Source organism: Paracoccus sp. SCSIO 75233, assembly GCF_027912675.1.
In the GTDB taxonomy this organism is placed as follows: domain Bacteria; phylum Pseudomonadota; class Alphaproteobacteria; order Rhodobacterales; family Rhodobacteraceae; genus Paracoccus.
Genome location: NZ_CP115757.1, coordinates 1,286,782 through 1,312,440, shown reverse-complemented (window position 1 = coordinate 1,312,440; position 25,659 = coordinate 1,286,782). Strand labels below are relative to the sequence as shown.

Here is a 25,659-nt window from a genome sequence, read left to right as displayed (position 1 = left end):
TGCCAGTTAACCCTGAGGCATCCATGTTTCGCGTCATATCAGCCGCATTTCTGGTCCTGCTGGCCCGTCCCATCATGGCGGAAACCATCGACGTTACCGACCGGCTGGCCTATCCGCAGTTGTTTGAAGCTGACCAAACCGGCGCAGGCCCACGGGATCTGGTCCTTCTGGGCACCGATCTGGTTGAGATCGCGGTTGCGCTTGGCGCTGCGGATCGCATCCTCGCCCGCCCGGATGCGGTCGATCTGCCGGGGATCGGGGATACGCCGGTGAAGATGCGGGAGACTGCTGGGGTCGAAGGGATCGCCGCCATGCGGCCCGGCGTGGTGGTGGCTTCGAATGTAAGATATGAACGCCTGCTGACCGGCCTCGATGCCATCAAAATCCCGACCGAACTGATCGACCGGACCCTGCCTGCCACCGAGAAGGTCACGCGTATGGCCGCTTTGCTCGGGCTGAAGGACAGGGGTGATAAACTCAACGAAGCGATATTGGCCGATTATGCGCAGGCCGAAACCATAACGCGCGCGGAGCGTCCGCTGCGTATCCTCCACGCCTCGAAACAGGGGGCGGGCGGCAGTTTTTCTGCGGGCGGGACGGGAACGGCGGTGCATAATCTGATCCGCCGGGTCGGGGCAGAGAATGCCGCGGCGGATGTCGGCATGGACCGTTATCGCTCGGTCACGCCTGAAGGTGTCATTCTGATGGCCCCGGATGTGGTCATCATCTCGGCAGCGGAACTGCCGATGTTTGGCGATCCGGACCAGATCTGGCTGAACTATCCCGGGCTTGCGCATACGCCTGCCGGTCAGAACAAGCGGTTGATCGTCATGCAGGAATTACACGTCCGCGCCGATGCCGCCTCCAGCGGGATAGCTACACTGGCTTTGGCCGAGGCTTTGGCGGAGATGTTTCCGTGACATCAATACGATCCGACTTCGATGCCTCACCCGTTGCGCCGCAGCGCCCGGCAGACCGGACCGCCCTCATCGCAACGCTGCTCGCAGTGTTCTTTGTGGTTACCTTTCTTGCGACAATCGCAATCGGGCCGGTTTCGCTGAACTTGAGCGAACTTGCGGCGGCCTTGTCTTCCCGATTTTCGGGGGCAGAGCTTGATGCGGATCAGGCGCTGAATGCCGCCGTGGTCTGGGACTTGCGGCTGGCGCGCAGCGTCACGGCCATCATTGTCGGTGCGAGCCTTGCGACCTGTGGGGCAGCGATGCAGGGGCTGTTCGGCAATCCGCTGGCCGATCCGGGCATTGTGGGCGTGTCTTCGGGCGCGTCACTGGGGGCGATTGCGGTCATCGTGCTCCAGATCTCGGCCTTCGGGATCTGGACGCTGCCGATTGGTGCATTTGCCGCCGGTGTGGCTACGACGTTTCTGATCTATGGCCTTGCCCGGCCCGGACGTGAGGGCGCCGACAGTTCGCGGCTGCTGCTGGTCGGGATCGCGGTCAATGCCATCGGCGGGGCCTTTGCCGGATATCTGACCTATCTGGCGACCGCCGATCAGCTTCAGACCCTGACCTTCTGGTCGATGGGGTCACTGTCTTCAGCGAAATGGCTGACCGTCGGGATTACCATTATTCCTGCGATTGCGGGTATTGCGCTGCTGATGGCGTGGGCGCGGCCGCTGGATCTGCTGGCGCTCGGCGAAAGACAAGCGCGGCATCTGGGTGTCGATGTAAAGGGCCTGCGGCGCAAGCTGATCTTTGTGACCGCGCTGCTGGTCGCCGCGGCGGTGTCGTTCAATGGCACCATCGGCTTCGTCGGGCTGGTCGTTCCGCATATCTTCCGGCTGCTGATCGGCCCCGGCCATCTCAAGCTGATCCCGTTTTCCGCAGTCGGAGGCGGGCTTCTGGTCATGCTGGCTGATCTGGCTGCGCGGACGATGGACCCGCCGAACGAGGTGCCTATCGGTGTCATCATGGGATCGCTCGGCGGGCCGTTCTTCCTGTGGATGATCTGGCGCGGCAAGGCTCGGGGGGCGCAATCGTGATTGAGGTATGCAATGTCAGCCTCAGCGTCGAAGGCAAGCTGCTGCTGGACGATGTCAGCCTGACCTGTCGGCCCGGCACTGTCACCGCTCTGGTCGGGCCGAACGGGGCCGGAAAGTCCACGCTTTTGTCGGTCATTGCCGGTGATCTCGTCCCCGATCGGGGTGAGGTCCGGCTGAACGGCAAGCCAATGAAGCACTACAGCGTGCGTGATCTGGCGCAGATCCGCGCCGTGTTTCCGCAAGGCTCCTCCATCCGCTTCGGCTATCAGGTGCATGAGGTCGTCGGCATGGGCCGCGCCTTTCGTGACCTGCCGCCTGATGATGACGCGACAGTGATTGATGCCGCCATGACGCAGGCGGAGATCGCACATATGGCGTGGCGCGATGCGCAGACGCTGTCCGGCGGCGAGCAGGCGCGGACCACCTTCGCCCGGGTTCTGGTGCAGGAATGCCCGGTTGTCCTGCTGGATGAACCGACCGCCGCGCTCGATCTGCGCCATCAGGAACGGGTTCTGAGCGGCGCTGTGGAACTGGCCCGGAACGGCGCAACGGTTCTGGCCGTGCTGCACGATCTGAACCTTGCGGCAGCGCATGCCGACCGGATTGTGCTGATGCGCAACGCCGCCATCGCGGCGGAGGGTACCCCGTGGGAGGTGTTGACCGAAGAGTTGATCGGCAGCGTCTACCGGCAGGATGTCTGCGTCATGACCCATCCGCGCCGTGCCTGCCCGGTCATCCTGACAAGCTGATGTTCCACAGGCTTTCAGCAACCCACTCAACATGCGTGTCCGTCCCGGCCTCTCCTTGTGACAATTAAACAACGCCCGCGAATAGCAGCGCGGCGTTCTATTCGATAAAGCTATACCGCACTAAAAGAGTCGCCTAAATTAACCTCGGCCAGCAGGTCTGCCAGCTCTCACGCCTATTATTTCAGGAGACCTGGTCATGTTCACCGCCAAACAGAAATTACGGACAACGACTGCGCTTGGACTGCTGCTGAGCGGCATGTCTGTTTCTGCACTGGCGCAGGAGGTCGCCGCGCCGGGGGATGCTATCGTGCTCGACACGATTGTCCTGACGGCCGAAGAACAGGCTTTGCAGGCGCTCGGCGTGTCGAATATTACCGAGGCAGACCTTGAGAAACGCCCTGTCACCAATGATATTTCCGAGGCTGTGCGCAGGCAGCCGGGTGTAAACCTGACCGGCGCAACAGCAACCGGACAAAGGGGAAACCAGCGACAGATCGACATTCGCGGTATGGGTCCGGAGAACACGCTGATCCTGATCGACGGCAAGCCGGTGCTGTCGCGCAATTCGGTCAAGATGAGCCGTGGTGGCGAGCGCGACACGCGCGGGGATTCGAACTGGGTGCCGGCAGAACTGGTTGAGCGGATCGAGGTCATTCGCGGACCCGCAGCAGCACGTTACGGATCGGGCGCATCGGGTGGCGTCGTGAATATTATCACCAAGCGTCCCGATACGTTCATGGGACAGCTGGGCGCGCATCTGGAGTTTCCCGAAAGCGACAAGGAAGGCGCGACCAAACGCACGAATTTCATGATCGCGGGACCGGCCGGAGAGCGGCTGACGTTCCGGCTGTTCGGCAACTATAACAAAACGGACGCGGACGAGCCGGACATCAATCCGACGCGCCCCAATATCGATCCGGACAGCGGCGCGGTGCTGGAGGACGATCCGGCGCTGGCCGGGAACGAGGGTGTCGTCAACAAGGATATCGGTGCGCTTCTGACCTGGAATGCCGCGCCGGGGCATGAAATTGATTTCGAGGCGAATTTTTCGCGTCAGGGCAATATATACGCGGGCGACTCGCGCAACGGCAGCGTTCAGGAAGATGTGGGCGATCAGAATCTGATCGGCACCGAAACCAACCGCATGTATCGGCGCACGCTGGCGATGACGCATCGGGGCGAATATGGTTTCGGTGAATCGAACAGCTATCTGCAATGGGAGCAGACCGACAATACGCGTCTCTGCGCCGGTACGGCAGGCGGCGTCGAAGACAATATCACCCAATGCATTGATACTGACGGTGACGGCGAAAATGACGCGACGGCGTTCAGCACGATCACGCTGGACAATATCTCGGCCAAGACGGAATGGATTTTGCCGATGACACTTGCGGGCCGCGACAGCCGCGTGACCTTGGGTGCCGATTATCGCGGCGAATTTCTGGACGACGCAATCTCGATCCGTGGCGGGCTGAACGAGGATCTGGCAGCACAGCTTGGCATCCCGTCCGAGGGCGCGGACCGCGACCCCAAGACCGAGCAGAACACCATCGGGATCTATGCCGAAGCCAATATCGAGTGGACCGACCAGCTTACGCTGACGCCCGCGCTGCGTTACGACCACAACGACAATTTCGGCGGCAATCTGTCGCCAAGCCTCAACGCCACCTATGATTTCAACGATGAATGGTCGATGAAGGTGGGTATCGCGCGGGCGTTCAAGGCACCGAACCTGTATCAGCTCAACCCGAACTACGTCTATGTCACGCGAGGCATGGGCTGCCCCTATGTCGCCGGTGAGCGTCTGAGCGGTCCGTGCTATGTCCTCGGCAACCCGGATCTTGAGCCCGAGACCAGCTTCAACAAGGAAATCGGCGTGGCCTATACGGGGCTGAACGATGTCAATGCCAGCCTGACCTATTTCCACAACGACTACGACAACCGCATCGGCTCGGGCTTTGTTCAGGAAAACACCGGGGCTGTGGAAAACCGTCTGTTCCGTTGGGAAAACCAGCCCGATGCCGTCATCTCGGGTCTTGAGGGGAATTTCGCGACCCCGATCGGCAGCCAGTTCGCCTTCAACGCGAACTTCACCAAGATGATCAAGTCGGAAAATGGTGATGGCCAGCCGCTGAGCCTTGTGCCCGACTACACGATCAACGCGGCGCTCGACTGGTATGCGACACCTGATCTGACGTTTACCCTGTCAGCTACGCATTACGGTGAAATCGAAGCGGCAAGCGTTAATTCGACGACCAAGTCGGAATTTGAAGAGACGACGACCCGCGATCCTTATACGCTGGTCAATCTCGGCGCAGTCTGGGACATCAACGAAAACTCGCGCGTGGCCGGCGGTGTCTCCAACGTTTTCGACAAGACCATCCTCAGGACGGATTCCGGTGGCGGTGCGAATACATATAACGAACCCGGTCGGGCCTTCTACCTGTCTCTGAAACAGTCTTTCTGATACGGGTCCGAACTTTGGCGGGGCGGCTCCGGTCGCCCCGGTCTGCATTTTCAACGCGCGACAACGGTAGTATGACCGGGGATTATCTTCAGAACGTCGTCTATCCGGCATTCTTCCACAGGGAGCAGTCACCCCTGTGGCTTTCGGCTGTAAGCGAGGCGCTCGGTCGGCCCGCTCCGGCACGCGACGGAAGCTGGTGTGAGCTTGGATGCGGGCAGGGTTTCGGGGTTGCTGTGCTGGCGGCTGCCAATCCGGCGATGCGCTTTGTCGGGATCGACCTCAACCCTCAGCATATCGCGATGGCAAAGGCCCGCGCCGATGCTGCCGGGCTGGAGAACGTCACCTTCATCTGCGCCGACCTGACCGATCCGGGCGCGGTTGAGGGCGCTTTCGATTTCGTCGTCTGCCACGGCGTCCTGTCATGGGTGCCGGACCGCGTGCGTAGCGCCATAGCCGCGACCTCTGCGGGCGTTCTGAACCCTCGGGGCCTCGCCGCCTTGCATTACATGAGCGAGCCGGGCGGGGCCGCATTCCGCGCCTTTCATGCCGTGTTCCGTGCCGTGGCGGACAGGCCCGATCCGATTGCCGAAGGGCTGGCGCTGCTTCAGGCCATGCGCAAGGCGAAGGCCGGTTTCTTCCAGTTGCATCCTCATGCAGAGAAAACGCTGGATACACTGCTGGATGAGCGTCCAGCCTATCTGGCGCATGAATATCTGAACCCGAATTTCACGCCGCTCGGCTTTGCTGAAGTTCACGGCCTGATGTCGCAGCATGGTTTGCGCTGGCTGGGCAGTGCGAAGCCGATTGAGAATATCGACGCCGTCTCGCTGCCCGAGGCCGCCGCCAAGTCCATTCTACCGATCAAGGATGTCGTCCTTCGCGAGACCATGAAGGACATGGCCAGAAATCAGCCCTTGCGGTACGATCTCTTTGGAAAACCCGCGGAACCGGCGAGCGATAAGGCGCATTTGCAGATGCTGCGTGACCGCGAATGGACGCTGCTGCCCGATGCGCCCCCTGCGGGCGCGTTACGGTTCGAGACCACCATCGGCCCTGTTCAGGGCGATGCCGCAATTTTCGGGCCGCTTCTGGATGCTCTCAAGAAGGAATCGCTGCGTTTTGATCGCCTTGAGCAGATCGCGCCGTTCAAGGGGCGACCCGGTCTGCTGAATCAGGCATTGCAGATGGCACTCTGGGCAGGGATCGCTCATCCTTGGGTGAGTAAGCCTGAGATCCAGCCAGCCGCGCGGCTGAACCGGCTGCTGTTGAAAGAGGCCGAGGCGGGACATGACGTCCCCGCACTCGCCGCCCCGGCGATTGGGTCCGCCCTTGCCGTCACCCCGAAAAGGCTCGACGAACTCAGGCTGGGGCTGGGGGGATCAAGGCTGCGCAAGTTGCTATGCCTGAACGAATTAAAATAGATCGAAGCATCGTGCGCCGGCGTATCCGCCGTGACGCTCTCCAATGACGGTGGCGAAAACGTGACGATAAACACCACCTTTTCCGGTCCCGCTGATTCCGGCGAACGAGGCGAACCGCCCTCAACCCTGCACCGCCTTACGGAAGCGCAGGAGGGGCTGTGGTATGCGCAAGCGCTCGATCCCGCCAATCCGATCTTGAATACCGGGCAATATCTCGAAATGACCGGGCCGCTCGACACGGATGCGCTGGTCGAGGCGGTCCGGCTGACGACGGAAGAGGCGCAGGCCCTGCATCTGCGTTTTCGGCAGACCCCGGACGGGCCGGTTCAGTGGTGCGATCCCGGACCGTTGGCACTTTCTGTCGAGGATCTGACGCATTGCGATGAACCCTGGCGCGAAGCCCTGACCCGGATGGAAACCGACAGCGAGCGTCCGCTTGATCTGGCGCGTGAACCGGTTGCGGCGTTTACCCTGTTCCGCCTCGGCGCGCAGCATCACCTGCTTTACGAGCGTATTCATCATCTGGCCATTGACGGTTACGGAATGGTGCTGGTGACCAACCAGATCGCGGCTCATTACAATGCGCTGATCGGGTCGGGTAAGGCACCAATGCCCTTTCCTGCATACGGGGAAGTGCTGAACGATGACAGCAAATGGCGCAGTGCGGACAGACGGGAGGCCGCGCGCCTCTGGTGGCACGACAGGCTGAGCGACATGGCCGAAGTCACCGGCCCTGCAGGTCCGCAGGCGGTCACCGCCAGGCATTTCCTGCGCGAAAGCCGCTGGCTACCGGAGAAGCTGCTGGAACGGCTCAACCTCTTTGCAAAGCAAGGGGGGCAGAACTGGGCGGATGTGCTGACCAGTCTGACGGCGGCTTATCTGGCGCGCTGGACCGGGGGCAGCATCACCGTTGGATTGCCCTTCATGGCCCGGCTTGGCAGGCCGATTGCACGGATCCCCTGCATGGCGATGAACGTGCTGCCGCAGAAGGTGGCACCGGATGAAGACCGCCTGACGGCTGATTTTCTTTCAGAGCTAGCTGACGACATGCGACAGGCCCGCCGGCACGGTCTCTATCGCAGCGAATATCTGCGGCGTGAACTGGGCCTGATCGGCGGCGCGCGACGGCTCTACGGGCCGCTTGTCAATGTTCAGCCATTCGACAGACCGCCGCAATTCGCCGGGTTGAAGGTCGCGCTGCATATCCTCGGCGCGGGTGCGGTCGATGATCTGACGCTGACGTTTCGCGGCGATCCGGAGGCTGGTATTTTGTTCGAGGTCGATGCCAATCCTGATCTTTACAGCAAGCCGGACGTCGCCGGTCATTCCTTGCGGCTGCCAGAGTTTCTGCTGGGCGCGCTTTCTTCCGACAGGCTTGCAGAAATTCCCACGGCCAGCCCGGCAGAAATTGCGACGCTTGAAAAACAGGTCGCTGCGGCGCGTCATCCGTTGCCTGATACGACGCTGCCAGAACTGATCGAAACCCGGATGAGGGCCACGCCAGAAGCAACCGCGCTTCAATTCGGCGGCACAAAGCTCAGCTATGCGCAGCTTGATCAGCGCAGCGCAGCACTTGCCCATCGGTTGATGCAGACGGGTGCGGGGCCGGATCGGATCGTGGCGGTGGCGTTGGAACGCTCGGTTGAACTGGTAGTGGCCTTGGTTGCCATTCTGCGCGCGGGCGCGGCCTATCTGCCGCTTGATCCTGAACATCCGCCGGACAGGTTGTCGGGGATCATCGGGCAGGCCAAGCCGGTGACGGTGCTGACAAGCCCCGATCTGGCCGCGAAACTGCCCCGCGACGCGGCAATGCTGATGACCGATGATTGGCCACGCACGGGCGGCAACAGCGTCAGGCCTGCCCCCTCCGATCTGGCCTATGTCATCTTCACCTCTGGCTCGACCGGCGCGCCGAAAGGGGTTGCTGTCGAACATGGCGCGATTGTGAACCGGCTGCTTTGGATGGCTTCGCATTACCGGATCAGGCCGGATGACCGCATCCTGCAAAAGACGCCCGCGAGTTTCGATGTGTCAGTCTGGGAATTTTTCCTGCCACTCATAACGGGTGCCACGCTGGTCATCTCGCCGCCCGCTGCGCATCGCGATCCGAGGATGCATGCTGAGTTGATAAGGCGGCACGATATCACGACCATTCATTTCGTCCCCTCGATGCTGTCGGCCTTTCTGGCCGCGCCGGAAAGCGAAGGTCTGTCGCTGCGGCGTGTGTTCTGCTCGGGCGAGGAGCTTACAGCCGATTTGCGCAACCGGTTTCACCGGCGTATCGGGGCGGAGCTGCACAATCTGTATGGACCGACCGAAGCGGCGGTCGATGTCAGCTACTGGCCCGCCACGCCGGTAGATGCGTCGAACCCAGTGCCGATCGGCTGGCCGGTGTGGAACACCCGGCTTTCGGTGCTGGACGACCGGATGCGCCCTCAACCGCCCGGCCTTGCGGGTAATCTCTATCTGGGCGGCGCGCAGCTTGCGCGGGGTTATCTTGGCCGAGATGATCTGACTGCCGAGCGGTTCATCCCCGATCCAGCCGACCCGCATCAACGCTTATATGCAACCGGCGATGTGGCAAGGCAGCGCCATGACGGTGCGGTCGTGTTTCTTGGCCGCAGCGATCATCAGGTCAAGATTCGCGGCCTCCGCATCGAACTGGGCGAGATCGAGGCGGCGATCATGGGAACCGGCCTCGCCCGGGAAACGGTGGTGCTGGCCCGGGAGGATCGGCACGGCGACAGGAAGCTGGTCGCCTATCTGATCCCTGACGGCGATTACCACGCCGGAAAGCTGGCTCAGGCGCTTGCAGCGAGGCTGCCTGCCTATATGGTTCCCGTGGCTGAAATCGCGATGGATGTCATGCCGGTGACGCCAAACGGCAAGCTGGATCGCAAAGCCCTGCCGGAGCCGTCCTTCCGTGCCAGCGGTCGCGCCGCCGAAACGGCAAGCGAGGAATTGCTGGCGCGGCTTTTTGCCGAAATTCTTCACCTGCCCGAACCTGCCACGGCGGAATCGGATTTCTTTGCGCTTGGAGGCGACTCACTAACGGCGGTCCGGCTGATCCTGCGGATCGAAGAGGAAACCGGCGCGAAACCCGGCCTCGGCACGGTGTTTGAAGCACCCGTGCTGCAAGATATGGCTGACGCATTGGCGCGCGGCGTGGTGGCAGACGGGCTCGGCCCGCTGATCAGGCTTGCCGATGGAAACCCGGACGCGCCGCCGCTGTTCATCGTCCATCCTGCCGGCGGACTGTCCTGGGGCTATCGCCATCTTGCCCGCGGGATCGCGCCCGGTCGGCCTGTCTGGGGGATCCAGCATCCGGGGCTTGATCCGGACGTGGAAATGCCGCCGAGCCTGACCGCATTGGCACGCCACTATGCGTCGCTGGTGGAGGAGAAGGCGTCAAGCGGCCCGGTCCATCTTCTCGGCTGGTCTGTCGGCGGAATTATCGCCCATGCGATGGCGACCGAGCTGGAATCGCGCGGCCGCGCCGTCGGGCTGGTCGCGCTGCTGGACAGCTATCCGGCCGAAGCCTGGCGGTCCGAGCCGGAACCTGACGCGATGGCAGCGCTTCGTGCGCTTCTGGCCATCGCCGGTCATGACCCGGAGGCGCATCGCGACCTGGACACGCGCGAAAAGGTTCTGGCGTTTCTGAAGCGGGGCGATACCGCGCTTGGTGCGCTGCCTGACCGCGTGCTGGACGGGGTTGTGCGTGTTGTAACCGACACCAACCGTCTTGTCCGGGGTCATCATCACGCCGTATTTTCCGGGCGGCTGACCCATATCCGCGCCGGTCTTGACCACAAGGACCGTGATCTGAGCAGCGATATGTGGCTGCCTCATGCCGCGTATGTCGAGCAGCTTTCCGTGCCTTTCCTGCACGCAGAGACGACCTCGCCGGACGCCTCGGACCAGATCGCAGAAATTATCGCGGCAAGGATGGTTTAAGTCGCAGCTTATGGTTGACAATTTTAATCTGGAATATAGTGCTGCAATCTGCGCAGCCAGCCGATGAGAAGGCAAGCCGTAGGACCTTTCTCATAAGGAGATCACTATGAAATCCGATTTTCGCCTTGCATTGCTGGGCACTTGCTCTCTTGTCGCTGTCTTTGCAGCCCTGCCAACCGTCGCACAGACTCCGTTCACGGAAACCAATGACGTCTTTAAAGGCAATGTCGGCGTGGAAGCCGCCGACGGCTCTGCGCTGAATCCGGGCGATGCGGCGACCGTCACCGGCGAGGGGCTGATCGCGGGCCAGCAGATCACCCTGATGCGCGGCCCGAACGTGCTGAACACGGAAGGCCCGCTGAGCGTCGATGCTGAGGGGAATTTCAGCTTTGATCTGACCCTTTCAGACGATGCGGCGACCGGGCTTCAGCCGCTGGTCGTGATTGCCGAGAACCCTGCAGCCGCGACCGTGGTAGATATGAAAATCTCGCCTGATGTGCCGATTTCGGGCGGGGATGCCTTCGAAATCACCTCCGCCCCTGTGGCGCGCGGGCTGTATCAGGCGATCTACAGCGAAGCCGCCGACGCGGTCTTCGTAACGGCCTCGGTTGGCAGGCCCCCGGTCCGGGACTCTGCGATTCTGAAGATCGACCCCGAAACTCTGGAGGTGATCGCACAGACAGCACCGGCTGCGGCGCCCGCGCGCGATGACGGAAGCGATGGCGGTGTGTTCGCGGTCTATGGCGTCGGCGTCGATGATGCGCATGGCAATGTCTGGGTGACGAATACGCGCCAGAACACCCTCGCGGTTTACAGCCAGGATGATCTGTCTCTGGTCAAGCAATTCGATCCCGGAACCGTCAACCACTCGCGCGACGCGCTGATCGACGAGGGGCGCGGGCGCGCCTATGTCAGCGCCACTTTCACCCCGAAAATCCAGGTCTTCGATACGGAAACGCTGGAAGAGCTGGAGCCGATCACCATTCAAAGCGGCGTTCGCCGCGCCGAATTTTCGGCCATGAGCATCGATCTGGATGAGGAGAGCGGCACGCTCGTCACGGTCAGCCTCAGCACTCCCGAGGCAGCGATTGTCGATCTGGACAGCGGTGATATCAGGGTCATCCCGCTCGACGGCGCGATCAGCGCCTCCGGCGTCGCCTATGATCCGCAGGAAGGGCTGATCTTCGTGGCTTCGCAGGCCACCGATAATCTTCTGATCGTCGATGCCGAAAGCGGCGAAACGCTACATGATGTCGAGGTCGGTGCAGGCGCGCTGAACGTGGCGTTCGAGCCGAAATCACGTCTGGCCTTCGTGTCCAGCCGTGTGGCCGAGACGATCACGGTGGTCAATACCGAAGGTCAGATCGTCGCGAATATCGACGCGGGTTATCAGCCGAACCAGCTTCGCGCGGATGGTCGCGGCAACGTCTATGCGGTCAACAAATCCGCCGGTGGCGACAGCGACGAAGGCGGCAGCATCTGGCGGCTACGCGCGGCCGAGTAAGGCCGAAAGATAAGGGATCGACAGAAACGCCGCCCGACCGGGCGGCGTTTTCATTCGGGCGCGCTTGCCGCAAGTGACATCATATCCGGCAGCGCCCCGGCCAGCGTCTGGCCGTGCGTCAACCCCGGCAGGATCGACAGAGAAACGTCCTGCCCGAGTGCCGCGGCCCTGTCGACGAAATCGCGTGTCTGTTTTGGCACCTGAAAGGCGGGGTTGCGCGGGTCCGTCAGCCTGCCGCGCTCGCGCTCCTGATCGCCGACATAGATTGTCAGCGGCGCATCGCCTGCCGCCGGCATGTCGGGATGCAGCCAGAAAGACGGGCTTGCGGCGCAGAACCGACTGAAAATGCTTTGCTGACCGCGCGCGTAAATGGCGAACAGCCCGCCATAGGAATGCCCGCCCAGACAGCGCGTATGGGGGTCGACAGGCAGATTTTCCTCGGCAAATTCGCGCAGAGGGCCGTTCAGGCGCGCCAGAAACGCCGCGGCCCCGCCGACCATCCGCTCCGGACGCTTCGGGTCCGGGCGCAGCGGGGGTGGTGTGTAATCCAACGCCCGCTCCGTCGATGCAAAAGGCAGGTCGGTGTCATAACCGACCGCCACGATCATCAGCCCCGGATAACGGGCCAGCAACTCGCCCGCCATGCGATCAAAAAACGCATTGCCGTCGGTGAGCCATAGCACCGGCCATCCGTCTGCGGGTGGCTCGGCCTTCGGAATGGCACGGAACACGCGATAACGACGCCCGTCGGGCAAGTCCAGCAGCCGGTCGTCCAGCCGGTGTGTCGGGTGGCTTTTCTCAAACAGCGAGAGCGTGATGGGCTCGAACACGGGCTGCGCGACTGCGCCACTCGCCGCCGTGGCAATTGCGCCCTGAATAAGGGTTCGCCGGGTCATCATGACGGGCTCCTTCTAGACCGCGCGGAAAATCAGTATCAGCACCGCCGCGAGAGAGGCGGCAAAAAATGGCAGCAGACGCCGGCTCAGCCGTTCGGGGCGTATATTGCCCAGCATCGCCGCCGCGAACAGGCCGGAGCCGACCGGAGGTGTCAACAGCCCAAGTGTGAGGGTCACACAGCTTATCACACCAAAATCAATCGCGGAAATCCCACGGGCGGCGGCCAGCGGCATCAGCACCGGAACGGTCAGAATGATCGCCGGGATCGGGTCCATGACGGTGCCGATGGCCAGAAGCAGGACCACGACCAGAAGCAGGAAAGCAAGGGGTCCGGCCACCGCGTTATCCACGGCACCGGCCAAGGCTGCGGGCAGGTTGCCGTAGGCCAGCACCCAGCTCAGAACCTGCGCAGTCGCCACCAGAAACAGGATGACGCTGGTTGTCTTTGCCGTGTCGAGCAGCGCGTCGCGCGCCTTGGCCAGAGTGAGTTCACGATAGACGACCGACCCGATCACAGTGGCTGCCAGTGAGGCCAGCACCGCCGCCTCGGTCGGGGAGGCATAACCGCCGAGGATGCCGCCAACGATCAGCACCGGCACAATCAGGGCCGGTAGCGCTTGCCATGCAGTGCGCCCCGGGTTGGTACGCGGGGTTTCCGGCAGACCCTCGCGCCGGACAAGCCAGCCCGTCACCAGAAGGAAAGCGAGCGTCATCAGCGCGCCGGGCAGAATTCCCGCCATGAAAAGATCGCCGACCGGCACCTGCGCGACCACGCCGTAGAGGATGAACAGCATCGAGGGCGGGATCACCGGCGCCAGCAACCCGCCCGCAGCCGTGATTGCCACGGCGAGGTCGCGGGGATAACCGGCCTCCTCCATCTGGGGCACGGCGACGCGGATCATCACCGTCAGCTGCGCCACTGTGGAGCCGATAATGGCCGCCATAAGCACACTCGCGGCAAGGGTTACATAGGCCAGCGCCCCATTCACGCCGCCGATCACGGATTGCGCCAGTGCCATCAGCCGCCGCCCGATCCCTCCGGCTGCCATGAGTTCGCCCAGCAGGATGAACATCGGCAGAGCCAGAAGGGCATGGCTTTCTATGCCGCCGAATAATTGCTGCGGAAAGCTGGCCAGAAGGATCGTGTTACCGCCGCTGAAAATCAGTGTCAGCGCAGTCAGGCCAAGCGCCACGGCGATAGGCGTCGCGACGGCCAGTGCAGCGACAAAGACCAATGCGGCGATCATTCCCACCCCGCAGCCAGATGCAGCAATGCGCAGATCGTGCTGAACGGCATCACCAGCCAGAACCAGAATTTCGGCAGGCCGAGTGTCTGGGTGGGCTCGGTATAGACAAAATTGAAGCTCTCGCGGGCAAGCGCCTCGCCGCTACCAGCCGCGATCAGCCCCGGCAGATCGAACCAGTTCCACAACGTGGCCGAAAGTGCCAGCAGGAACAGCGCGGTCAGCAGCGTTGCCACCCGGTTGACCCGACCCCGGCCAGCGGCACCCATCATATCCGGCAAAAGCCCGATCACCATGTGGCGTCGTTCCCGTATCGCAAGCGATGCGCCGATAAAGGCAACCCACACCATTGCCAGCGTCGCGGCCTCATCACTGCGGATCAGCGGACGGCCCAGACCGCGCATTGCCGTACCGGCCAGCAGAATCAGGGCGATGAACAGGATGAGCGCGATCAGCAGCCCGGCCTCGAATCCGGCGATGGCACGGCTGAGATTTACCAGTCTTTTCCGCACGAATAATTCCCGAGTAATTTTATTTGCTTTTCTGGTTTAACCAAGTCAGAAACCGTCATGCAACTTGAAAGGCCCATGATGCGAAATTCGCTGTATACCAGTCTGATGTTATGTCCATTGCTGGCCGGTCCGCTTGCGGCTGAGACGCTGAGGATCGGCACCATCACCCCGCCGCCGCATCAATGGACGATTTCGGCTGAAGCTCTTTCTGCACGGCTGGCAGAAGCCAGTGACGGCGAGATCGACCTGCAAGTGCATCCGGCGGGCAGTCTTGGAAACGAGGCCCAGATGCTCCAGCAATTGCAGAGCGGTGCCCTCGATATGGCGTTTCTGACCATCGCGGATCTGTCGACGCGGAATGCGGAGTTCGGCTCGCTCATCGCGCCTTGTCTGGTCAGCGAGCCTGCCGAGGCGACGCAACTGCTGCAAAGCCCTCCGGCGCTTGATCTGCTGGATCAACTCGGGGAACAGGGGCTGCATGGGATCGGGTTCGGCATGGCCGGCCTGCGTCAGGTGGTGCTGCGCGACAACTGGAACCGCAGCGATTTCGACGGCCTCAAGATCCGCACCCTGCCGATACCGCAGGAAATGGAGTTCTGGCAGCAACTGGGCGCCGCACCGACGCCGATGCCACTGCCCGCACTATTCGATGCGTTCGCCAATGGTCAGATTGACGGCATGCAGATCGACTTCGAAGGGACGTGGAACAGCGGCTATTACGAATATGCAGGCGAGATTCTCGCAAGCGATCACATGATCTTTCCGATGGTCGCGGTGTTTTCTGCCCGGAAATGGCAGGCGCTGGATGAGGCCACGCGCCAGATGATCTCCGAACAGACAGCGGCTGAGCTGGACGTGCTGCACGAGGCTTATGCCCGCATCGACAGCGATTATCGCGCCAAGCTGGAAACCACCGACGTTCCGGTGACCGATGCGCGTGCGGAATTCTGCGACCTGCCGGGCGTGGCCGCGTGGTACGAGAAATGGGAAGCTCAATCGCCGGTTCTCAAGGCGCTGCGCATTGAGGCCGGCGATCCGTCATGACCGGGACCGGCCCATTGCCCGAACAGCGCTGGCCCGAGGAATTCGCGGCGCGGTATCGGGCCGAAGGGTGGTGGCGCGGCGAAACCTTCGGCCAGATGCTGCGTGCGCGTGCGGCCCGTCATCCCGATCGCATCGCAATCACCGGCGCGCGCAGCCTGAGCTATGCCGGGTTGCTGTCCGAGGCGGAAACCCATGCAAGGCGCTTCGCCGGGGCGGGGCTGCTGCCGGGTCAGCGTGTCGTCGTTCAATTGCCGAATATCCCGGAGTTTCTGCCGGTGGTGTTCGGCCTGTTTCTCGCGCGTCTGATCCCGGTTTTCACCTTGCCCGCGCATCGTGATGTGGAGATCACCCATTTCATTGCCCGTTCGCGGGCATCGGCCTATGTGATCGCCGATCGTTTCGAGGGCTTCGATTACCGCAGTATGGCCTCCCGCGTCGCCCCGGAACTCCCGGTCTTTGTGATCGGGGACCCGGGCAGCTTTGCCGCGCTGGACAGCCTTTCGCCAAACGGTGTGTTGCCTGCCGAACCCAGCCCATCTGACGTCGCCTTTCTTCAGATATCGGGCGGCAGCACCGGGCTGTCCAAGCTGATCCCCCGGACGCATGACGATTATCTCTATTCCTGCCGCGCCAGTGCGGAGATTTGCGGGCTCGGTCCCGACAGCGTTTATATGGTATCTCTGCCCGCTGCGCATAATTTCCCGATGAGCAGCCCCGGCCATTTCGGCACGCTCTGTGCCGGAGGAACCGTCGTCATGTGCCCGAACCCGGCGCCGCAGGTCGCGTTCGATCTGATCGCCCGGCACAGGGTGACGATGACCGGGCTTGTGCCGCCCCTCGCACTGGCCTGGATGAAGGCGGCGAAGATGATGTCGCCGGATCTGTCCAGCCTGGGCGTGTTGCTGGTGGGCGGTGCCAAGCTGACGCCTGAAATCGCTTCCCGCATCGCGCCGACCCTCGGCTGCCGGTTGCAGCAGGTGTTCGGCATGGCCGAGGGGCTGGTGAACTACACAAGGCTGGACGATCCCGACGAGCTGGTGATCCACACACAGGGCCGCCCGATCAGCCCCGGTGACGAGGTGCTGGTGCTGGACGATGACGGGACCCCCGTTCCCGACGGAGAACCCGGTCATCTGCTGACGCGAGGCCCCTACACGATCCGGGCTTATTACGACGACCCTGCGGCCAATGCGCGGTCCTTTACCGCAGACGGGTTCTACCGGACCGGGGACATCGTGCGCCGCCTGCCGAGCGGACATCTGGAGGTGCAGGGACGCGCCGGCGATCACATCAACCGCGCCGGCGAAAAGATCTCCGCCGAAGAAATCGAGGACCACCTGCTGGCCCATCCCGCCATCTTCGACGCCGCCGTCGTGTCCTTGCCGGATGACGCCCTGGGCGAGCGCAGCTGTGCTTTCGTCGTTCTTGCAGGCGACACCCGACCCGGTGCAGCCGATATCCGGGGCTTTATGCGCGGACGCGGGCTGGCCGCTTTCAAGATCCCGGACGAGATCGTTTTCGTGCCGGAACTCCAGACAACCGCAGTCGGCAAGATCAGCCGCAAGGGATTACGGGCAGCACTACGCGACAAATTACTGGGGGACAGGAAATGACCATCGAGGACATGCGCGCCGACCTCGCAAATGCGCTGCGGATACAGCCCGACGAGATAGCAGATGAGGACAATCTCTATGATCTGGGGCTGGATTCGATGCGGGTGATGGATCTCGTCATGAAGTGGGAAGCTGCGGGCCTGAAGCTGGACATCGGCACCCTCTACGAAAAAGCCACGCTGCGCGATTGGTGGCAGACTGCCGAGACTGGTTGAGGCTGCGACCCGGTTGGCGTGATGGTCAGACGTCGTAAGAAGTTATGACAAGTGCCCCCTCACGCTCAGGCTCTGAACTTCGACTATGGCAGGCGATCACACGATTATTCATGCTCATTGAAACTTGCTGGCCGATAACGCCAGTGCTGCAAGCACGCTGTCCCTGCACGCCAATCAGTACATTGCGAATAGCGAAGCCGATGCCGTTCGATATCCGCCGGTTCATCTCCGCCTACCTGAAGGGTGAGATGACGCGGCCGTCAGAACGGGGCGCGCCACGAAAAGGCGCGCTGCTGAACCGCCTGATCTGCGGTGTGATTGAGGATTTGATCGATATCTATGATCTTAACCTGCCCTTGAACTTTCATCCAGCCGTGACCGGAGCGCTGTCGGGCTACCGCATCATCTTTCTGGGCTTTCCGATCTGGGGGATTGCCCTGCCGGACGTGATGGCCGGTTTCTTGCGCAGCCAAGATATGACGGGCAAGACCATTCTGCCCTTCATTACACATGGCGGCTATGGTCAGGGCAGCGCGATGGACACGTTGCGTGCGCTGGCGCCAGGTGAAGATATTGCCCCGCCCCTCGTACTGGAATGCGATCAGGAACGCTCAACCTTGCGCGCTATGAACGGATGGCTCGGGGAGGTAGAGGAACTGCCGTGACACAAGACAAGCCGTTCTACCCTGATGCCATGTTGTGCACGACCGCGTTAGCGGACTGCACCGCAGCATTCAAGTTTCCGACAGACGACCGAAATGTGTCGATCATGCTTGTTTGAGCCCACTTTCGGGGTTCGGGAGGACTTCTCGCCCGCTGGCTCAGTCACCCCATCACGAACGGCAATATTGCGGAAGGGACACTTGGAAGATCAACTTTTCGGTTCAGGCTGGAGTGCGAGCGGTTGCGAAGGTTCGATTTACGTTCCGTGCAGCAAAAGCCACTGGCGTCGAATCCTTCAGTTACACGCTGAACAAAATATCGCAATTACGATTTCTTACGGAAATTTTACCAAATCGACGTAGTCAACAGGTTCAGAGAATATCAGCCTTGAGAGAAAGTTTTGCGGCTGCTTAGTCCCCGGGTCGCGGTTTTCAGTCCTTCCCGCACAACACTCTAAAATAACGGAAAAATCAGCGCGTAGCCGGACCAAGAGAACGCTTCCGCAAGGGCGGCTGGCGGAGGAAGTGGGCCTGACCTCAAACCCTCTCCGTTGAAAAAACGTCGCCGGTTCTAGTCGGTTGATCCTCTGATTATAAGAAACTGCAGCCGGGTAAAACATAGCCGATAGTTCTCGACGACAGGCGGCTGAATGCGGCCGAATCTGACGCAAGCGCTGACTACGTTCTCTCTTTGTTAGTGGAGAGAAAAGATGACCTATGAAAAACACCTTGCGCTTGGCCTCGTCTCCTCTTTGGCAGAACGCTTCGGTCCCAGCAGCAAAATCGCCAAGGAATTGCCCGGCTGGATTGAATATCTGACCGATGTGGAATGTCCCGAGCGGCCGCAGGCGCGGCCCGAGTTGGATTGGTGGGTGCAGATACGAAGTCTGCTGGACGATCTCTGCAAAGACGCCAGCTATGGCGACGGGAGCATGGTACGCGTAAACGCAATGCGGATCGGACGTCATTTTGGCCTGACGGAACTCGAGGCGCGGATCCTTGAATTCTTTGCTAACTACCGAATTTTCGAGATGTTCGAGCATGTGGTCGATCAGGCAATGCGGACAAATGAAGTGACAACGTCATTCCTCCTCGGGCAGTTCGCCGGTGCCGAGCAAGGAGAAGCCCGGGCAGCGCTGCGGCCGCAAGCACGATTACGAGCTTTCGGCCTGTTGCAGTGCGAAGATCGCCACTGGGTTGACCAGAGCATTTCCTATCTTGTTCCGCCGAGACTGGCGAATGCAATGCTGGCGGAGGTCGATGATGTTGAAGAGCTGGTTGCTCTAATGTGACCAGTCGCCACACCACCAGACGCCGAATGGAGTGATTTCGATGGGCTGGGTGAAACTGCGGATCTTATGCGCGATCTGCTGGCCACTGCGCTTAGAAATGGCACGGCGGGCGTCAACATCCTGCTGTACGGTGCGCCTGGTACTGGGAAAACCGAATTCTGCAAGGTGCTTGCCGGCGAATTGGGGGCTAAGCTGCACGCCATTGGTGAGTCTGACTGTAGTGGCGAAGAGCCATCGCGAGGCGAGCGGCTGGCTGAGCTCGGCATTGCCGGACGGATGCTATCGTCGCGACGCGATACCGTGCTGCTGCTTGATGAAATGGAGGATCTGTTCGGTGGCACTATGTCGCGGTTGTTCCGACGGGAACGGATGTCCAAGGTTTTTGCGAACCGGCTGCTCGAAACCAATCCCGTGCCGACCCTTTGGACGACGAATTCCATTTATGCCTGCGATCCTGCATTGCTCCGCCGGATGACTTTTTCGGTCGAGATGCGTTCGCCGTCCGACCGAATGCGTAAACGCATTTGGCGAAAGCTCGCGGATCGCCATCAGTTGTCGGATCAAGCGGACACTTTGATGGCCCTGGCCGAGATCCATGACCAGCCCCCGGCGATGGTGTCTGACGCAATGCGCGTGGCCCGCTACTGTGGCGGTGGGGCTAGGACGTTTGCCCAAGTGCTAGGGGCTTCTGTCAAGCTGACCAACGGTGGCGTCGAACCGATACCGCAACATTGTGATGAGGCTGGGTGGGATGCCGCTTTGGCCACTACAGACACTGACCTTTCCTTGCTGGAGGCTAAGCTTGGGGACGCCGATTCAGCAGCACGGGTTTCCTTCTGCCTCTATGGCCCGGCCGGGACCGGCAAGAGCGCCTGGGCCCGCCATCTGGCCAGACGGAAGGGGTGGCCGGTGATCGAGAAGCGTGCGTCTGATCTTCTGTCCATGTGGGTTGGCGAAAACGAGAAGGCCATTGCGCGCGCCTTTGCCGACGCGCGGGCGGAAAGGGCGCTGCTGATCTTCGACGAGGCCGACAGCTTGCTGGCTGACCGGCGCAATGCCTCGCGGCAATGGGAGGTCAGTCTGGTTAACGAGATGCTGACTTGGATGGAAAGCCATCCTCTGCCATTTGTCTGCACAACCAACCTGGCCGACAACCTCGATCCTGCGACCCAGCGCCGCTTCACGTTCCGCATCCACTTTGATTGTTTGCTCGGTGATCAGTTGCCGTTGGCATGGGGCACCCATTTCGACGCACCGGTGCATCCCGATATCCAGTTGCTCGACAGGCTATCTGTAGGCGATTTTGCCAATGTCGCCCGTAGGATGCGTGCGCTCGGTCAAAGCGATGCTGCCACGATCTTTGCGGAGTTGCGCCGTGAAGTTGAGGCGAAGGAGGGTCGACCAAGGCCCATCGGCTTCGGTCGTTAACGCTCGATAGGAAGCGAGTGTGAGGTGAAGTGAGGTTAGTAGGTAAACAGCACCGAGGAAGGATTTCTCCACCGCAGCGATTTATCCGCGTGAGGGCGATTTTGCGGTCGCCGACACCCCATAGCATTTGCCAGCCTAGATAAGTCATTCAACAGTGGTTTCAATGCCCTCCGCAATCTGATGCAAGCGGGACTGCGGTAGTATCAGAGCTTCAAGCTCGGCTTGATCCGGGGTTATGGGGGTGAAATCCCATTGGTCGACACCAACATTCAACTGACCCTCTCCCCCGCGCCAGCGATTATGCACATGGCCAAAAAGCTGGATCGTCCCTGATCGGGCATTATTCCATGTAACCAGCGGATAATGGCAGAGAACGAAGCGCAGTTCTCCGATACTTATCTCAACCAGATCGTGAATTGAAGTCCACGGCAATGCTTGAACCAGCCACTCGGGGTCGTGGTTCCCGCGCACCAGGTGTTTGCGCCCCGGCAGCGCGTCAAAGGCGGCCTGCGCGGCCAAACGCCCAGCATCAGTCTCGCATGCGGCAAAATCTCCGAGAATCCACAGATCGTCATCGGCTCTGACCATGCGTGCCCGATCAACAATCGCGGCATCCATCGCCTCAATCGAGGTGAAGGGCCGGTCAAAGAAGCGGCGCACCGGATCATCTGCGAAATGAGTGTCGGCGGTGAAAAAATGTGCCAAGCGTAATCCTTCGAAGTGGAAAGGGGGCGTGAAGCCGCCCCAGCCTGCACGTGACGCGTGCTCCTGCCAAGATGTAATCGCTTTTTTCGGTTGCACGCTCCGGACGAAGTTGTGAGCGCCGGTATCATTATTGGGTTGAGTTAGGAGGCATAACCCTGCGTCGACGCAGTCAGATGGCGGTTTTGCCGTTGACGTTGCTTTCGTCAATAGCAAACTTGCAAAAACGGGCCGGAGGCATAATGCGTTATTCTCGTCAGGAAGATCTTCTGCGGCTCGCCGTCAGGATGCAGGGTTCAGCCGAAGGAATATCGCTCACAGATATCGAACGTGAATATGGTGTGTCGCGCCGCACGGCCGAAAGGATGCGGGATGCGTTGTTGCGCGCCTTTCCCGCGATCGAAGAACTTACAGCCGAAGGCGGGCGCAAATCCTGGCGTTTCCCACCTGGTACGTTGGGCAAGATGTCCGAACCAACTCTGGACGAATTAAGCGCGGCTCAGCGTGCTGCCGCCATCACCCGGCGGGAAGGCGACGAGGCGAGTGCGGAAGCCCTGGAGAGCCTTCTTGCCAAGGTTCAGGCAATGTTCAGTCATGACCGTCGTCGTCGCATCGCCGCTGATCTTGAGGCCCAGCTTTTGGCGGATGGCGTCGCATTCCGCCCCGGCCCACGCGAAAAAATCGCGCCCGAAATCCTGAAAGCGTTGCGCGAAGCAATTTTGGCAGGGGTGATGATTTCCGCGGATCATCGCGCGCGCGGCACCGGCAAGTTGTCACGCAACACAAGGTTGGGTCCGATCGCCGTGCTGTTCGGTCAGGGTAGGCAATATCTGCTTGCCCATAGCGAGTATCAGGATGACCTACGATTGTTTGCGCTGACGGGTTTCGAGAGGGTGTCGGCGCTCAATGAGGTGTTTGTCCGACCTGAAGAATTTGATGTTCAGGAATGGCTGGCGGAGGGCTTCGGCATGTGGAGGGATGATCCGGTCGATGTTGAATGGCACTTTGCCCCCGAGGTGGCGGAAGAGGCTGCGGGCTTCGTCTTTCATCCTCGACAACATGCAGAGCTGCTCGCCGATGGGGCATTGTTGGTGCGCTTCCGCGCCTGTGGTCGGCAGGAGATGGAATGGTATCTGGCCCGATGGGGCGACAAGGTCGAGGCGTGCTATCACCCGGTCACCAATTGACCAGATGATGCGTCCGAAATTGACGCATCGCACCGATAGTATCACCAGTGAAGTAAAAGAAGGGTCATCGTTGCTCGAACCAGCCATAGTCAGCAGTAGCGCGCCATACTGCAGCTTGTTGATCGAGTTTGATCAAGCTCGGACGGGATCGTTGGTCGCTCCCATCAGGGTAGGTGATGCTCCAGCAGTGCATCCGATAAATCCGAGCTATCCCGTTTTCTGTCAGGTCTCTCATGTTCTATCCCTTTCTCGTTACGGACCCTCTCTCGAAGCTGAACTATCGCCTGTCAGATACGGTTCTGGCCGAATTGTCGCTCGCGCCCCGGCCGGTCGAGTGGATGCCGGGACGAGTGATCGCAAGCAACCTTGAGCATGCAGTCTGGGGCGAAAGCCTGGTCAATGCGCCAATAGAGACGACTGCCGCGGTGACCGCTGCGCTGGAGGATCTTGTGCTGGCGACAGCTGACCTGACCCCCCCAAACCTGCCTGTTTCGCCAGACAGCCGGGCAGTACGGCATCTTGCGGCGCTGATCGCTTTGTGGCGCGAACTGGGTGATGCCCTGCCCGAGGGACTGGCACCTGTGCGCCACGTATTGAGCCTTCCTCACGGACGGCTTCTTTCGGCGCTGCCGGTGGTTGAAGGCTCGCTCGACCCACTGGCACCAGCGTCGATGGGGGCACTATATGCGCGACTGAAGGCTGAGTTCGGGACGGTCGCGGCCACGCCGCGAAACAGCCTGGCGACGCCGAACACGCGACTTCATGCGCTACAAGGCGGCGTCACAGCGGCAAAAGTCGCTTCTGGTTTGCCGGACGCAAGCCTCGCGTTTTATGGTCTGCGCGACGCGGCCGCCTGTGCCGAGTTCGCTGCGGCCCACGCCCGCGCGCTTATCAAATCCGGGGTCGAGGCGCGTGATATCGCGGTGCTCGCGGCGGATACACGCCACCTCGCACGTGCCTTCGACGAGCAGGGTGTGCCGTTATCAGGGCTGCCGGCTCTTCCGGCCGAACGAGACCTGATTGGCGAGACAGCATTTCAATTGGTGCTGGCCAAACACGCACCGACACCAACGATGGTACTTGCCAGCCTCGCGCTCTCGCCGCTCATGCCATGGGTGCCTCAGACCGGGCGCGACCTGGCGGAAAGTCTGATGGCGGGCGATTTCCGTGGGGAAATACTGATACCCGAACATAAGGCGCTGTGGGACGATGTCCGCCGTCCGGCCGGCAGTCTTGCGCAACTGCGTTTCCTTATCGATCGGATTTGTAGCGAGCTCTCGCAGGGTGATTTGCTGCGCAAGCGCCTGCTCATTCCGCCCGGTGATGGCCCGCCGGATTGGGAGACAATCCTACGCGGCATCCGGATTGATCCGGATCGCGAGGCAGAAACGCAGCGTAACCTTGAGGGCGTCAGCTTCTGGTCGGCGTATGAAAGCCCATGGCGGTCCTGCCGACACCTCATTGTTGCGGACTTCACCGACGGGTTCTATCCTACCCGACCGCGCGCCAACCCCTTGTTCTTGGACAGCGAGATAACCGCGATCCGCGCGGCGACCGGACTTCATTTGCGCGGCCGTACCGAGGCTCTGGCACAGAGCGTAGCCTCGTTTGACGAGCAGCTTCAGGCCGTTTCCGACAGCGTCACGTTCCTGACTCCGTCGCGCGATCTAACTGGCGGGCGACTGGCCCCTTCCGTGGGATTGTCGTTGATCGCACGCGCGATTGATGGCGTTGATGATGCCGTCGACCTCGTCACGGATGTTTCTGCAGCCGCGCCGGATGATTGGCCGGTTCCATATCACTATCCGCCGCCCCTGCCACCTGAATTGACGCGGCCCGAGGTGTTGAACTTTGGCCAACATGACCTGCTCGCACTACGCCGCGAAGATGACGGCACGGCGAAACCTCAATCGCCCTCTCGGCTGGAGGTGTTGCTGGTCAGCCCTCTAGCCTGGTTACTGGGTGAAATCGGGGCCGAGGATATGGTCTGGCTGCCCGAGGATCTGGATATCATGGCCAAGGGCAGCATTGCCCATGATGTATTCGAGCAAAGCTTCCCCGCAGGCGCGGAGATCCCCGAGGCAGAGACGCTGAAAACGGCAGTCGCCGAAGCCTACGACAGAGCATTGTCACGTCACGCCGGCTTCTTACGGAGCCCGTCATGGGAGATGGAGCGAAACGGGCTGGAACGCGAAATTCTTGGCGCCGCGCTGCTCTGGCGCCAGCATCTGCTGGAAATCGGCGCTACAATCGTTGGTAATGAGCTATGGCTCGCCGGCAAGGTTCTCGGCATCCAGATTCGTGGCAAAGCCGATGCTATTCTGGAACTGCCCGATGGTGCGCTGATCGTAATTGATCACAAGAAAAGCGGGACGAGCGGGCGACAGCGGCGGATGGCGGCTGGCTGGGATCTGCAAGCCGGGCTGTATCGCGACATGATCGTTCGCCCGATCAGGCGGGAGGGTGATGGAATGGACGCGCTGATCGGACGCGAGACCGCCATAGGCTATTACCTGATGAACGACGGTGGACTTCTGACTTCAGGGCTTGAACTTCCGGAAGGATCGCCCGCGCGCGATATGGGTGATGAGGTCAATGACGGCGCGATGGCGATGCTGAAGGAAAGATTGGCTGAACTAAAAAAGAGGCTGGTCGTTCTGAACACCACCGCAGATGCCGAGTTTTTCAGAAAAGAATGTGGGTTCACCCCCTACGCACTCACAGCAGGGTCGCCCCTCGTCGGCGCCTTCATGCACGAGGAAGAATGAT

At 61.2% G+C, this 25,659-nt stretch carries 19 protein-coding genes; 15 read left to right on the top strand and 4 right to left on the bottom strand.

Features of this window, described 5'->3' with window-relative positions; all coding sequences use genetic code 11:
* Positions 1-23: 23 nt before the first annotated feature.
* The 7 genes from PAF12_RS06330 to PAF12_RS06300 all read left to right on the top strand — a co-directional run bounded on the left by PAF12_RS06330 (position 24) and on the right by PAF12_RS06300 (position 12,094).
* Positions 24-920, top strand: coding sequence for an ABC transporter substrate-binding protein (locus tag PAF12_RS06330; RefSeq protein WP_271109266.1), 897 nt, complete (start codon positions 24-26; stop codon positions 918-920).
* A complete protein-coding gene (locus PAF12_RS06325) occupies positions 917-1,999 on the top strand; it encodes an iron ABC transporter permease (RefSeq protein ID WP_271109265.1) in 1,083 nt (360 codons plus the stop codon). Before PAF12_RS06330 ends, PAF12_RS06325 begins: the two co-directional genes overlap by 4 nt.
* Entirely contained in the window at positions 1,996-2,748 is a 753-nt protein-coding gene (locus tag PAF12_RS06320; RefSeq protein WP_271109264.1) for a heme ABC transporter ATP-binding protein, read from the top strand. Before PAF12_RS06325 ends, PAF12_RS06320 begins: the two co-directional genes overlap by 4 nt.
* 196 nt (positions 2,749-2,944) lie before the next feature.
* Positions 2,945-5,215 (top strand): FepA family TonB-dependent siderophore receptor, encoded by a 2,271-nt coding sequence (locus PAF12_RS06315; RefSeq protein WP_271109263.1) that lies wholly within the window; start codon positions 2,945-2,947, stop codon positions 5,213-5,215.
* A gap of 71 nt (positions 5,216-5,286) precedes the next feature.
* Positions 5,287-6,636, top strand: coding sequence for a class I SAM-dependent methyltransferase (locus PAF12_RS06310; protein WP_271109261.1), 1,350 nt, complete (start codon positions 5,287-5,289; stop codon positions 6,634-6,636).
* A gap of 30 nt (positions 6,637-6,666) precedes the next feature.
* Entirely contained in the window at positions 6,667-10,590 is a 3,924-nt protein-coding gene (locus PAF12_RS06305) for an amino acid adenylation domain-containing protein (RefSeq protein WP_271109259.1), read from the top strand.
* Positions 10,591-10,696: 106 nt separating this feature from the next.
* Positions 10,697-12,094, top strand: a complete 1,398-nt coding sequence (locus tag PAF12_RS06300; RefSeq protein ID WP_271109257.1) for an ATP-binding protein — start codon at positions 10,697-10,699, stop codon at positions 12,092-12,094.
* Positions 12,095-12,144: 50 nt separating this feature from the next.
* Here PAF12_RS06300 and PAF12_RS06295 read toward each other — a convergent pair whose 3' ends face one another.
* From PAF12_RS06295 to PAF12_RS06285, 3 genes are read right to left on the bottom strand one after another with little or no spacing between them, the layout of a single operon-like run.
* Positions 12,145-12,993 carry an alpha/beta hydrolase gene (locus tag PAF12_RS06295; RefSeq protein WP_271109256.1) on the bottom strand — a complete coding sequence of 283 codons (849 nt, stop codon included), beginning with the start codon at positions 12,991-12,993 and terminating at the stop codon, positions 12,145-12,147.
* A gap of 12 nt (positions 12,994-13,005) precedes the next feature.
* Positions 13,006-14,238: a TRAP transporter large permease gene (locus PAF12_RS06290; protein ID WP_271109254.1), complete on the bottom strand. Its 1,233-nt coding sequence runs from the start codon at positions 14,236-14,238 to the stop codon at positions 13,006-13,008.
* Positions 14,235-14,747 (bottom strand): TRAP transporter small permease, encoded by a 513-nt coding sequence (locus PAF12_RS06285; RefSeq protein WP_271109252.1) that lies wholly within the window; start codon positions 14,745-14,747, stop codon positions 14,235-14,237. The genes PAF12_RS06290 and PAF12_RS06285 overlap by 4 nt, the downstream gene beginning before the upstream one ends.
* 57 nt (positions 14,748-14,804) lie before the next feature.
* Between PAF12_RS06285 and PAF12_RS06280 the strand changes: the two genes are divergently transcribed.
* The 6 genes from PAF12_RS06280 to PAF12_RS19005 all read left to right on the top strand — a co-directional run bounded on the left by PAF12_RS06280 (position 14,805) and on the right by PAF12_RS19005 (position 21,001).
* A complete protein-coding gene (locus PAF12_RS06280) occupies positions 14,805-15,791 on the top strand; it encodes a TRAP transporter substrate-binding protein (RefSeq protein ID WP_271109250.1) in 987 nt (328 codons plus the stop codon).
* On the top strand, positions 15,788-17,404 hold the full coding sequence (locus PAF12_RS06275; RefSeq protein WP_271109249.1) for a (2,3-dihydroxybenzoyl)adenylate synthase: 1,617 nt from the start codon (positions 15,788-15,790) through the stop codon (positions 17,402-17,404). The genes PAF12_RS06280 and PAF12_RS06275 overlap by 4 nt, the downstream gene beginning before the upstream one ends.
* Positions 17,401-17,619, top strand: a complete 219-nt coding sequence (locus PAF12_RS06270) for a phosphopantetheine-binding protein (RefSeq protein WP_271109247.1) — start codon at positions 17,401-17,403, stop codon at positions 17,617-17,619. Before PAF12_RS06275 ends, PAF12_RS06270 begins: the two co-directional genes overlap by 4 nt.
* Before the next feature lie 44 nt (positions 17,620-17,663).
* Entirely contained in the window at positions 17,664-18,284 is a 621-nt protein-coding gene (locus PAF12_RS06265; RefSeq protein ID WP_271109245.1) for a flavodoxin, read from the top strand.
* A 707-nt stretch (positions 18,285-18,991) separates the two neighbouring features.
* Positions 18,992-19,573: a hypothetical protein gene (locus PAF12_RS06260; RefSeq protein WP_271109244.1), complete on the top strand. Its 582-nt coding sequence runs from the start codon at positions 18,992-18,994 to the stop codon at positions 19,571-19,573.
* A 66-nt stretch (positions 19,574-19,639) separates the two neighbouring features.
* Positions 19,640-21,001: an AAA family ATPase gene (locus tag PAF12_RS19005; protein ID WP_368045165.1), complete on the top strand. Its 1,362-nt coding sequence runs from the start codon at positions 19,640-19,642 to the stop codon at positions 20,999-21,001.
* A gap of 144 nt (positions 21,002-21,145) precedes the next feature.
* On the opposite strand, the gene PAF12_RS06245 is transcribed toward PAF12_RS19005, so the two are convergent.
* Positions 21,146-21,706 (bottom strand): metallophosphoesterase, encoded by a 561-nt coding sequence (locus PAF12_RS06245; protein WP_271109243.1) that lies wholly within the window; start codon positions 21,704-21,706, stop codon positions 21,146-21,148.
* 173 nt (positions 21,707-21,879) lie between these two features.
* Between PAF12_RS06245 and PAF12_RS06240 the strand changes: the two genes are divergently transcribed.
* Both PAF12_RS06240 and PAF12_RS06235 read left to right on the top strand, forming a co-directional pair.
* Positions 21,880-22,890, top strand: a complete 1,011-nt coding sequence (locus tag PAF12_RS06240) for a YafY family protein (RefSeq protein WP_271109242.1) — start codon at positions 21,880-21,882, stop codon at positions 22,888-22,890.
* Positions 22,891-23,123: 233 nt separating this feature from the next.
* A complete protein-coding gene (locus PAF12_RS06235; RefSeq protein WP_271109241.1) occupies positions 23,124-25,658 on the top strand; it encodes a PD-(D/E)XK nuclease family protein in 2,535 nt (844 codons plus the stop codon).
* The last annotated feature ends 1 nt before the right edge of the window (position 25,659 follow it).